Annotated in this window: 14 protein-coding genes; 8 read left to right on the plus strand and 6 right to left on the minus strand. The window is 70.5% G+C overall.

What is annotated here, in order from left to right; translation table 11 throughout:
• Nucleotides 1-2 precede the first annotated feature (2 nt).
• The 8 genes from ACFRCG_RS39960 (at nt 3) to ACFRCG_RS39995 (ending at nt 6887) form a co-directional block, all read left to right on the plus strand.
• Nucleotides 3-2216, plus strand: coding sequence for a hypothetical protein (locus ACFRCG_RS39960; protein WP_380040814.1), 2214 nt, complete (start codon nt 3-5; stop codon nt 2214-2216).
• On the plus strand, nt 2216-3316 hold the full coding sequence (locus ACFRCG_RS39965; protein ID WP_380040816.1) for a DUF5047 domain-containing protein: 1101 nt from the start codon (nt 2216-2218) through the stop codon (nt 3314-3316). The genes ACFRCG_RS39960 and ACFRCG_RS39965 overlap by 1 nt, the downstream gene beginning before the upstream one ends.
• A complete protein-coding gene (locus ACFRCG_RS39970; protein WP_380040818.1) occupies nt 3313-3546 on the plus strand; it encodes a hypothetical protein in 234 nt (77 codons plus the stop codon). Before ACFRCG_RS39965 ends, ACFRCG_RS39970 begins: the two co-directional genes overlap by 4 nt.
• A 15-nt stretch (nt 3547-3561) precedes the next feature.
• Nucleotides 3562-4146 (plus strand): hypothetical protein, encoded by a 585-nt coding sequence (locus ACFRCG_RS39975; RefSeq protein ID WP_380040820.1) that lies wholly within the window; start codon nt 3562-3564, stop codon nt 4144-4146.
• Between the two features lie 80 nt (nt 4147-4226).
• Nucleotides 4227-5627, plus strand: coding sequence for a GH25 family lysozyme (locus tag ACFRCG_RS39980; RefSeq protein ID WP_380040822.1), 1401 nt, complete (start codon nt 4227-4229; stop codon nt 5625-5627).
• A gap of 2 nt (nt 5628-5629) precedes the next feature.
• Entirely contained in the window at nt 5630-6103 is a 474-nt protein-coding gene (locus tag ACFRCG_RS39985) for a hypothetical protein (RefSeq protein WP_380040824.1), read from the plus strand.
• A complete protein-coding gene (locus tag ACFRCG_RS39990) occupies nt 6100-6528 on the plus strand; it encodes a hypothetical protein (protein ID WP_380040826.1) in 429 nt (142 codons plus the stop codon). Before ACFRCG_RS39985 ends, ACFRCG_RS39990 begins: the two co-directional genes overlap by 4 nt.
• A complete protein-coding gene (locus ACFRCG_RS39995; protein WP_380040828.1) occupies nt 6525-6887 on the plus strand; it encodes a hypothetical protein in 363 nt (120 codons plus the stop codon). Before ACFRCG_RS39990 ends, ACFRCG_RS39995 begins: the two co-directional genes overlap by 4 nt.
• A gap of 61 nt (nt 6888-6948) precedes the next feature.
• On the opposite strand, the gene ACFRCG_RS40000 is transcribed toward ACFRCG_RS39995, so the two are convergent.
• The 6 genes from ACFRCG_RS40000 to ACFRCG_RS40025 form a co-directional block, all read right to left on the minus strand.
• On the minus strand, nt 6949-7290 hold the full coding sequence (locus ACFRCG_RS40000) for a hypothetical protein (protein ID WP_380040830.1): 342 nt from the start codon (nt 7288-7290) through the stop codon (nt 6949-6951).
• A 57-nt stretch (nt 7291-7347) separates the two neighbouring features.
• Nucleotides 7348-7818 carry a hypothetical protein gene (locus ACFRCG_RS40005; RefSeq protein WP_380040832.1) on the minus strand — a complete coding sequence of 157 codons (471 nt, stop codon included), beginning with the start codon at nt 7816-7818 and terminating at the stop codon, nt 7348-7350.
• A gap of 11 nt (nt 7819-7829) precedes the next feature.
• Nucleotides 7830-8600 carry a hypothetical protein gene (locus tag ACFRCG_RS40010; protein ID WP_380040834.1) on the minus strand — a complete coding sequence of 257 codons (771 nt, stop codon included), beginning with the start codon at nt 8598-8600 and terminating at the stop codon, nt 7830-7832.
• The gene (locus ACFRCG_RS40015; RefSeq protein ID WP_380040836.1) at nt 8597-9340 is read right to left on the minus strand and encodes a hypothetical protein; all 744 of its coding nucleotides are present in this window, start codon (nt 9338-9340) and stop codon (nt 8597-8599) included. The genes ACFRCG_RS40010 and ACFRCG_RS40015 overlap by 4 nt, the downstream gene beginning before the upstream one ends.
• 16 nt (nt 9341-9356) lie before the next feature.
• Nucleotides 9357-9893, minus strand: a complete 537-nt coding sequence (locus tag ACFRCG_RS40020; RefSeq protein ID WP_380040838.1) for a hypothetical protein — start codon at nt 9891-9893, stop codon at nt 9357-9359.
• 418 nt (nt 9894-10311) lie between these two features.
• The coding region (locus ACFRCG_RS40025; protein WP_380040839.1) for a hypothetical protein at nt 10312-10527 on the minus strand (216 nt) is incomplete at its 5' end.

The following is a 10527-nucleotide window of genomic DNA, read 5'->3' on the forward strand; positions in this document are numbered from 1 at the left end:
GCGTGGGCATCATCAGCAATCTCCTGCCTGCGGATGACGCGGGCCTGGAGGGGTCGATCGGGTCGTGGACGGCGGGCAGCAACACGACCGTTGCCCGGGTCACCACCCAGGCCCTGACCGGTACGGCATCGCTGCGGCTGACGTCGTCCGCCGCGGGCGCCATGTCCGCCAGCACGGGCAAGGTGCCGGTCACGACCGGTGTGACCTACATGGGGTTCTGCTTCGGCGCGAACACCACGTCCACGGCTGGCCGTGTTTTGTCCGTGAGGATCGACTGGTACACGGCGGCGAACGCGCTCGTCTCGTCGACCACGACGACGTCCACTTGGGCGCTGGGTGCGAACACGTCGTGGTCGAACACCGTGGTGGTGATCGGCGCGGCGCCGGCCACCGCCACGCAGGCGGCCCTCACGGTCATGGTCACGGCGGGCATCACCGGCAGCGGCCAGCAGGTCGTGTTCGACTCGATGGGCCTGGGCCTGCCCGCGGGGCTGACCGGCAACGTCCTGCCCTACGTGGTCGAGTCCGTCGAGATGGACGCGTCCGGCTGGTCGGCCACGACGAACTGCACCGTCGCGCGGGCGGCCGGTGCCGCCGAGGGCTCGTACTGCCTGGGCCTGACGTCGACGGCGTCGGGTTCGACCACGGCGACGACCGCCGCCCGGTGGCCGGTCACTGCGGGCGTGGAGTACGAGATCGCCACGCGGGTGGTGTGCCCGGCCGCCGGACGGACGCTGGTGTTCGAGGCGCGCTGGTACACGGCGATCACCGGCGGAACGCTGCTGTCGACGACGACCCGCACGGTGACGACGCAGGATCCGGCGTCGTGGGAGCGGTGGACGACGATCGCGACCGCGCCGGCGACAGCCACACACGTCGAGATGCGGCTGCGGCCGACGGCGACCGGGGCTTCCGAGAACTGGTACTTCGACCAGATGGTAATCCGGCCGACGTCCGCCGGCCTGGTCGCCGGGAACCTGCTGTCCTTCGCCGCGCAGTCCTTCGAGGTCGATGCCTCGAACTGGACGGCGTCGTCGAACTGCACGGTGGCCCAGTCGGTGCCGGCGGACCCGGTGTTCGACGGCGGTCGTTCGCTCAAGGTCACGGTCACGGCCGCGGGCCAGGCTCGCGTGCAGGCTGCCGCCCTCGTCCCGGTGACTGCCGGGCTGTATTACGTGGCCCGGCAGTGGCATTACGGTGTGGCCGCTCACCAGGCATGGACGGACATCGACTGGTACGCGGCCGACGGCACGACGTATCTGGGGCGCGCGTTCCCAGACACGGACGCCGCTGGCACGGCGGGTGTGTGGCGGTCGAACTTCATCGGCCGGCAGGCCCCGACCGGCGCCGCCTTCGCCCGGATGGTGCTGCTGCCGCAGGCCGCCACCCCCGGGCAGATCTTCTTTATCGATCAGGTCAGCTTGGTGCAGACCGCCCCGCCGTACATCCTGACGGTCGTGCCGTCGACGGCGTCGGTGACGATCCAGATCGGCAGCATCCCGCATCCGACGACGATCACCCTCAGCCGGGTCGACCCCGACGGCACGCGTCACCCGGTGCGGGCGATGGGCGGGGATGCCGCCGGCCTCGCCACCACTGGCACGACGATGATCTTCGAGGACTACGAGGTCCCGCTGAACGTGGGGGTCCACTACGAGTACTCGTGGCCCGGCAGCTCGACCTCGACCACGTCCGTGACGATCCCGCCGCCGAGTCAGCCGTACATGCTGTGGCTCAAGGATCCCGGCCAGCCGGCCCGCAACGTCTGCCTGATGGCGCGGTCGACGGGCGCCTGGTCCCGCAAGGTCGACCGCGGCGTCTATCCGGTCCGCGGCGCGCGGATGCCGGTGATCATCTCGGATACCCGCACCTCGCGCGAGGGTTCGGTGCAGGTGTACACCCGGTCCGCCGACGAGGAAGCCGCGCTCGACTGGCTCCTCGACACCGGCTCGACTCTCCTGTTGCAGGGGCTCAACTTGGGGTCCGTGTACGTGAGCGTCGGCGACTCCGAGGATGCCCCGGTCGACGCGGACGGCTCCGACCCGTGGCGGGTGTGGACGCTCCCGATCACCGAACTGGACCGCCCCATCGGCGGCATCCAGGGCACGGCGGGCCGCACCTGGCAGAACATCTACAACAACTACGCCACCTGGCAGGCCGTGTTCGACGCCTACGAGACCTGGCTCGGCGTGCTCACCGGAGTGGAGGGCACCTGATGCGAACCGTCAGCAGCAACTTCGTCGCAGCCCTCAACGGCCCGTACACCCTGGCCAAACGCGTCGACGCGTTCCTCGGCACCACCCTGCTGCGCGGCAACCTGCCGATCACCGCCGGGACGGTCACCGCCGACCGCGGCAACAAGGTCAGGTGGTCGATGTCGGTGACGGTCTCCGATATCGCCCTGATGCCGAAGGCGGAGAACGACCCCCTGGCCGTGTTCGGTAACACGATCCAGGCGTTCCGCGGCGTGCAATTCACGGACGGCACGCAGGAGGTCGTGCCGTGTGGGGTATGCCGCATCGACGACCTGCAGGGCGACCGCGACCTGGGGCCGATCACCCTGACCGCCAAGGGTCTCGAGGCGGTGGTCGCCGACGAACCGTTCCTGACGCCGTTCAGCACGACCGGCCTCGGGCCGTGCGCGGCGATCATCACGACGCTGATCACCGACGCCATCCCGGGGGCGGTCGTCACGAACACCGCGACGAACAACCCGACGCCGGGCACCAGGTCGTGGCAGCTCGACGACAACCGCTGGGACGCGATCGAGAGCCTGGCGGCGATGATGGGCGCCGAGGTCTATGCCGACGGCGCAGGCCAGTTCAAGATCAAGGATCTGCCGAACCTGGACACGGCGACCTCCGTGTGGGACGTCGCCGCGGGCGAGCGCGGGTCGATGGTGTCGGCCACGACGGGTATGTCCCGGGCCCGCGTCCGCAACGGTTGGCGTGTGTCCGGGGGCAACGCCGCGGACGGTGTGCCGCCGATCACCGCGATCGCGGTCGACTCGGACCCAACAAGTCCCACCAGGTGGGGTGGGCCGTTCGGGCATGTCCTCGGCGTCAAGTCGGATGCCTTGTGGACGACGTCCGGCCAGTGCCTGGTGATCGCCGAGTCCCTGCTGCGGGACAGCCTGCGCGTGACCTTGTCACCGGAGCTCAAGTCGGTACCCAACCCGGCGCTGGAGCCGGGGGATTGCATCCGGGTGGTGTACGCCGACGGGTACGCCGAACTCCACATCGTCCAGTCGATCAGCATGTCGCTGACGGCGGCCGGCGACTACACGATCACGACGTACTCGAAGGAGGCGACATGAGGCTGTCGCGCGCGATCGCCCGCGCTGTCCAGGACGGCCCTGTCGGTGACCGCTCCGAGTGGGCGACGATCACCGCCGACAACGGCGACGGCACCCTCGCGGTGTCGGTCCCCACCGGCAACTACCCGCGGGTGAGATTCCTCGACCCGTTCACACCGACCGTCGGCGACGTCGTGATGCTCACGTACATGGCCAACGGCGACAAGGTCGTCCACGGCAAGTGGGCCTGATTCCGGAGGAACCCTGTGCCTGGTACCGACATCTACGGGCAGGGCATCGCCGCGGCGCTGCTCTCCGACAAGCCCGACGCACAGGCGTTGGCGAAGGCGCTCGCGGACGGCGCCGCCAAGTACGGCGTGAAGGTCTTCGCGAACGCCAGCAACCGCGGCGCCGTCCTCACCGGCGGGTCCGCGCCGACGGTCGGCATGGTCACCTACCTGACGGCCGAGGACCGTATCGACTACTGGTCCGGGTCGGCGTGGATCCCGGTCACCCCGGGCCCGTGGATCTCGCTGCCGTATGCCGCGAACATCACGGCGAACTCAGGCTCTCCGGCATATCGACTGGTCAACAGCGCCGTCGAACTACGCGGAACCCTGGCGCACACGGACGCGTCACCCTTCGACTCGTCCGGGACGACGCTGCTGGCCACACTGCCGTCCGGATACCGGCCGCCCTACTACCGGTACTACCCGGTGGCAACGGCCTGGACGTTCGGCATCACCGGCCGCCTCGAGGTGGACCCGTCCGGCAACCTCACCGTGCTGATCACGTTCGGCAGCACCGGCCCGAACTGGGTCTCCCTGGACGGCGTCAGAATCGCGCTCTGATCCACCATGATCAACTAATCTGACGCGCCCTCACCAGCACGGTGGCGGGCGCTTCTCCATGCCCCGAGGAGGGCCGAACCATGGCGCTGGCCAGGGGATATGACGTCTCCGACTACCAGAGCAGCATCCCCAACGACGCCGAGTTCGTGATCGTCAAGGCAACGGAGGGGCAGCGCACCAGCCAGAAGGGCTACCGCGCGAAGGTCGCCGAGGCCCGCCGGCGCGGACTCGTCCTGGGCCACTACCACTTCATGCACGCAGAGAACCCGGTCCAGGCCGAGGTCGACTTCTTCTGCGACACCGTAGGCGACGTCCCCGCAGGCGAGTTCCTGGTCCTGGACTTCGAGCCGTACAACCAGGGGCAGAGCGACGCGGCCTGCACGCGGTGGAAGAACACCTGGCTGGCCAAGGTCAAGGCGCGCTACCCGGACCGCCTGGTGGGGATGTACGCGAACCTCGACTGGTGGCATCGCACGGATGACAACTGCGGTGATTTCCTGTGGATCGCGGACTACCAGCGCGCGGCCGGGTCGCCGGCGGTGCAGGCTGCGTGGCGGGTGCACCAGTACACCGAGTCGCCGCTGGACACGAACGTGTTTGCCGGGTCGATCGCGGAGATGCGCGCCTGGGCTGGTGGGGCGGACGCCCCGAGCCCGCAGCCGTCGTCCGGCGGTTCCGCCTGGCCGGGGCTCAAGCTCGTGTCTCGCGCAGATTGGGGTGCTCGGGCGTATCTCACGCCGAACGGCGCGACGCCCTACGCGGGCACGCCACGCGGCGTGAAGATCCACTATCTCGGGACGCCCTACTCCTTCGGCGACCACGCCGGATGCGCGGCCTACGTGCGCCGGCTTCAGGCGTCGCACATGGACGGCGACGGCTGGTCGGACATCGGCTACTCGTTCGTCGTCTGTGAGCACGGCTACGTGTTCGAGGGCCGTGGCTTGCGACGACGCAACTCGGCGAACGGCAACACCGCGCTGAACGAAGCCCACTACGCCGTCTGCGGTCTGGTCGGCTCGTCCGGGTCGACGACCCCCACAAGCGACCAGCTCAACGGCCTGCGGGACGCAATCGAGTACTGCCGGGCGCGCGGCCCGGCGGGGGACGAGATCCGCGGGCACCGCGACGGCTACAGCACCGACTGCCCCGGGCCCGCGCTGTACGCGTGGGTGCAGGCCGGGGCTCCACGACCCACCACCCTGGAGGACGATGTGTCCGCTCTCGACATCTGGTCGTACAACAACCCGGACCTGACGCCGGAGGACGCGTACCAGCTCCTCCTGGATGCGGCGGCGGCGAAGGAAGCGGTGGGCGCGCTCACCGAGCAAGTGGCCGCCCTGGCCCAGGAGATCAAGACGCTGGCCTCCCTGCAGGTGGACGCGGCGACGCTGGCGGCCGCGCTGCAGGCCAATGACGGCGCTGTGCTCAAGGCTCTCGCCACGGCCATGACGGATGTCGCCGCGGCCCGACTGAAGGACTGATCATGACCCTGACCACCCGGGCGGCGCTCGCCGCTCTCCTGGAGCGGGCCGGTTGGACGTTCCTGCAGGTGTTCCTGGGCGGCCTGACCACGGCCAACGCGCTCGATCTGTCGGTTGCCCAGACTGCTGCCCTGGCTGCTGTCCCGGCCGGGCTGAGTGTGTTGCTCAACGCGGTGCGCGGGTGGTCGGACAACCGCGCGCTCGACCGGACGGTCCGCAGTGGCCCGGCCTGGTTCGTCGACCTGCTGCAGCGGACGGCGGCAACGTATGCCCTGGCTGCGGGTGGCGCCTGGATGTTGTCGGCGCGCTATGACCTGTCGACGGTGCAGGTGGCTCTGTATGGGGCGATTCCGGCGGCGCTCGCGGTGATCAAGGCGGCTGTTGCTCGTCGGATCGGTGATCCGGGGTCGGCGGCGACGTTGCCGGGGGCGCTGGATCCGGCGGCTCCGGTACCGGCTCTGGCGGCGACGCGGTGAGGCTGGCGGCGGCCCGGCTGCGGCAGCGTCTGGGCCGCCGCGGCATCTACCTGCTGGGCGCGGGCCTGGGGAAGGTGTGTCTCGGCGTCAGCTATCTGACGGGTCCGCTGACGACCGTGAGTCCGCTGACGTCGGTGATGCCCGTGTGGGCGTGGGCGTGGCTGTGGATCGTTGTGGGGGCGTTGGTGTTCGCGGGTGCGTGGATGCCTGTCGGCCGTGATGGTCCCGCGTTTCTCGTGGCGCTGGTACCGCCGGTCGCGTGGGCGGGGACGCTGCTGTGGGGGTGGTGGACCGGCAACTACCCTCGCGGTCTGGCGTTGTGGGGGTGGCTGATGTGCGGCCATGTGTGGGTGATCTTGTGGGCGAGCACGGTGCCTGAGCACTCGGTCCCGCCTGCGGACCAGGTGAGAGCGAGTGACTCGTGAGTGAGATATGGAGCCTGGCGGGGATCATCGGGAGCGCGGGGGTCACGGCTGCGGGTGGCTGGTTCACGTTGCGGGCGACGGCGCGGGCGACGCAGGCGAACAACGAGGCTCAGCGTGCGGTGGCTCAGATCACGACGGAGCCGGCTCGGGATCAGGCGAGTCTGTCGATCCTGAAGGAGACGACGGAGCGGGTCGACCGGGAGAACGGCGAGTTGCGGCAGCGGTTGTCGCGGCTGGAGGCGGTTCTGCGGGCGTTCTCGCGGTCTGCGGATCGGTGGTGTGCGCAGATGCGGCGTGCGGGGATCGACCCGGAGCCGCCTGATCCCCTGGTGGAGGAGTACCACCGAACTGGAGTGTGAACGACCGTCGCCCCCGTCGCGCCTTCGGGCTGCGGCGGGGGCGGCTTCGTGCTGTCCGGGGTCAGGCTTCCGGCATTTTGGCGACCGCCACGTTCTTCATGCCGGCGTCGCGCAGAATGCGTGCGAAGTCCTCCAGCCACTCCAGGGCTGCCCGCCTGGGGTCCTCGCCGGCGGGGTGCGAGTAGATGGTCCAGGTGAAGGCGCCGGCGTAGACGGTGTCGTCCGCGGCGCCCTGGCGCCACTTTGCGGCAATGGGCGCGAGGGCGGCGGTGCGGTCGAGCAGGGATTGAATCTCGGCTCGGGCCTGTTCGCGGGTGAGGCCGCCGGGGCCGATCATCGGCTTGACCATCAGGTCGTCGGGGACGAGTTCGGTTTGCATGAAGTTCCAGCGGGTGTCGCTCATGTCTTGGCTCCTGTCCGGGGGTGTGTCGGTCGATGCGGGGGTGTTCATACGCGTGGGTCAGGCGGGGGTTTCGGCGAGGAGCGCGTCGGCCTTGGCCTGGTGTTCGATCGCCGCTTCGTACTCGGCCGGGGCCTGGCAGCGGGTCACGGGGTCGGTGCCGGCGTAGTAGGTGGCGGCGCGCGCCCATGTCGAGGCCGCGAGGTTGAGGGCCTTGATGGCGGGTGCGTGGGCGGAGCGCCTCCAACCGGTGCGGGGCTTGGCCTCGGCCATGAGGCGGTCGCGGAGCCTCATCGCGGCGATGTGCTTGGCGGTGCATTCGGCGGCGAGCGCCTGTTGTTCGGCCGGGTTACCGCAGGTGTGGTGTTCGGCGACGGTCGCCCAGTAGGCGTCCGAGTCGATGGTGTCGATGTCGACGGCGCCGTGGGCTTCGATGATGTCGGCGACGATGGCGTCGACGTCGTAGTCGTCTTCGCGTCCGTCGAGGCTGCGGGTGACCTGGTTGGTGACGTCGCGGCTGGTGATGGTCATGACGGTGGTCCTCACGTGGTGGCGTGGTCGAGCCACGCGTCGATCAGGTCGGGTGTCGTCTCGGCGTATCGGGCGATGCGGCGCCGGGCGGTGGGGCTGAGCCGGGAGCGTCCGTCGTCGGCCAGGAGGACTGCGGCGTGCAGGCGGGCGGCGGCGATGGCCGCCGTCTCCTGCGCATCCTCGGCGACTGCGGCCTGTCCGTGCAGCCGTTCGCGCAGGATCGCGTCGCCGGGCCTGCGGTCGCTCCTCCGTCGCAGGTCGTGCAGCTGGCCCGTTTCGCGGTCGCGGTGACGCGTGGCCAGGGTCAGTCGGCGGGCCGCGGTCGCGACGTCGTGCCAGCGTGTCGGTGCGGTGGGGACGTGCGCGTTGTACAGGTCGAGGACGAGGTCGGCGAGGGCTTCCCAGTCGCGGTCTGCGGAGCGGGTGAGCGTCCGGAGGCGGTGCCGGTTGGTCGCGACGCGCCAGTCCCACAGTTCCCCGATCGCGGAGACGCCCCCGGCCGCGGCGATCTCGCCGGCGGTGTAGGACGGGGCGTCCGGGGTCGGCAGCAATTCGGGCGCGGGCAGGTCGCGTTCGATCGCGGCCCGGCCGGTGAGGACGTCGCGGGCGACTGCCCGGTACCAGGGGTCCCCGACGGCGACGCCGCGCCGTCCGTAGCCGGTGCTGCGTTGGCGTGGGGTGACGGTGAGGACGAGCGGCGCGAGGGGGTAGCCCGCGTGGACGATCGCGGCGCGCAGTTCCTGGGTGCGGCAGCCGCCCCGGCGGTGCTCGACGACGATCACGACGCGGCCTCGCGAAGCAGTCGCAGGACGGGCGGGCGGCTGATGAGGCCGTCGACCAGGCGGGCGGCGGCGTTGGCGCTGCGGTCGCGGTCCTCGCTCCACGCCCGGGTCAGCGCGGAGCGGAGCGTGTCGAGGTGGGTGTCGAGCGCGTCCTGTGCGGCGCGGGCCTGGTCGACGGCGGTCTCGGCGGCGCGCCAGATTGGGCAGGTCTCGTCGGGCGGGACTTCGGAGTCCTCGACCTCTTCGGGGTAGTCGGGGATCGAGAACGCCTTCAGCAGGGTGGGGCGGGAGACGACGCCCGCGGCGAGGCGGGCGCAGGCGTTCGCGGAGTGGTAGCTGCCGTCGGGGTGGTCGGGTTCGCCGACGGCGGCGTCGAGCGCGCGGATCATGCGGAAGCGGGTGTTCTCGCGGGTGTACCAGTCGAGGCGGGCCTCCTCGACGGCTTCCTCGACGGCGATCCACAGGGGTCCGGGTTCGCGGGTTTCGGTGACCACGGCGAGGGGTGCCGGGTTCACTCCGACGCCGTGGATGGCGTTCGCGAGGTGGATCTCGACGGGGAAGGGGTCGCTTCGGGAGGCGAGGACGAGGCGGCCGATCGCGTGGGCGTGGGCGGTGCGTTTGACGTGGCCGCTCGCGATGCCCTCGTCCCCCGGGATGCGGAACAGGTACCAGTTCTCGGGGTGTTCGCGCCGGTCCTTGTAAGAGTCGGGGACGTCGCGGTCGTAGAGGAGTTCGGGCATGTTGTGGGCTCCGGGTTCAGAGTTCGGCGACGGCGTCGCGGACGGCGGTGCGGATGAGGGCGACGAGGTCGATTTCGTCGTAGTCGCCGCCCTTGTAGCGGACGACGACGTTGCGGGCGGCGCAGTGGTCGACAACCAGGTCGCCGGTGTTGGCGTCGAACCACACGTTGTTGATCTTGTAGCGGAGGGCGGCGGCGCGATCGGTGGCGAGGCCGCGGCCGGCGAGACCGTGCTTGGTGAGGCCGATCAGGTCGGTCCACACGTCCTCGTTGAGGTAGACGCGGTGCTCCGAACCGCGACTCCACTCGCGGCCACCGATGGCGCGGACGTTCTCGACGGTGAGGGTCGGCCGTGCGGGCTTGGCGGGTGCGGCGGGCTTGGTGCGGCGGATGCCGAGGGCGATGCGGCGGGCGAGGGAGGCGGTGTCGACAGCCCAGCGGCGGCCGACCTTGACGGCGGCGACGGCGCCGACGCGGCACCAGGTGCCGACGGTGGAGATGTGGACGCCGGCCAGGTCGGCGGCTTCGCGGGTGGTGGCGGTGGTGGCGGTCACTGTTCCCCCTCGGCAGGTGGTCAACTGTTGACCACTCTAGCGGTCAACGCCTGACCGGTCAAGCATTGACCGCTGGTTGGAGGTGGAGAGACGACCGGCTATCCTCCCGACATCGGTTGCGGCCGATGTCCCCACGCAGGTGGGGGTGAGCCGCGCAATTCGGGCCCGCGATGTCGAACGACCACGACTCCCCGCGCGAGTGGGGGTACACGAAACGCCCCATCCGCCTCGCGCGGGTGGGGCGTTCGTCGTCTGTCCACAACCCGCCCGGTTGTCCACAGACCCGCCACCGCCCAAGTCCCAGCCCCGCCCGCCCGCCACGCTCTCCTCGCGGGCCGCCCGGCCCACGAGGGAGGCGTGATGTGGGATCTGCTGTCCGCGCTGGTCGGCGCGGCGGGCACGGTGATAGCGGCGGTGATCAGCGCGCGTCGAACTCGTCCAGCGCGGCAACCTCCTGCTGCGCCAGGTTCAGCTCCAGCTCGACGTACTCGCGCCATTGGGCGATGCGCGCGGCCCGACCTTTGGGCGCGTCGGGCGGTCCCACCTCGGCGTCGAGATCCTGGGAGCACACGACGAGGTCCGGGAGGTGCACGCGGTCGCAGCCGGGGACCCAGCACAGGCCGTCGATGATGTT

The organism is Embleya sp. NPDC056575, assembly GCF_042793325.1.
In the GTDB taxonomy this organism is placed as follows: Bacteria; Actinomycetota; Actinomycetes; order Streptomycetales; family Streptomycetaceae; genus Embleya.

What these genes read in the sequence shown, in the direction of transcription:
- ACFRCG_RS39965 (WP_380040816.1), top strand. Translation starts at nt 2,216, where the DNA reads ATGCGAACCGTCAGCAGCAACTTCGTCGCAGCCCTCAACGGCCCGTAC.
- ACFRCG_RS39970 (WP_380040818.1), top strand. Translation starts at nt 3,313, where the DNA reads ATGAGGCTGTCGCGCGCGATCGCCCGCGCTGTCCAGGACGGCCCTGTC.
- ACFRCG_RS39980 (WP_380040822.1), top strand. Translation starts at nt 4,227, where the DNA reads ATGGCGCTGGCCAGGGGATATGACGTCTCCGACTACCAGAGCAGCATC.
- ACFRCG_RS39985 (WP_380040824.1), top strand. Translation starts at nt 5,630, where the DNA reads ATGACCCTGACCACCCGGGCGGCGCTCGCCGCTCTCCTGGAGCGGGCC.
- ACFRCG_RS40000 (WP_380040830.1), bottom strand. Translation starts at nt 7,290, where the DNA reads ATGAGCGACACCCGCTGGAACTTCATGCAAACCGAACTCGTCCCCGAC.
- ACFRCG_RS40005 (WP_380040832.1), bottom strand. Translation starts at nt 7,818, where the DNA reads ATGACCATCACCAGCCGCGACGTCACCAACCAGGTCACCCGCAGCCTC.
- ACFRCG_RS40015 (WP_380040836.1), bottom strand. Translation starts at nt 9,340, where the DNA reads ATGCCCGAACTCCTCTACGACCGCGACGTCCCCGACTCTTACAAGGAC.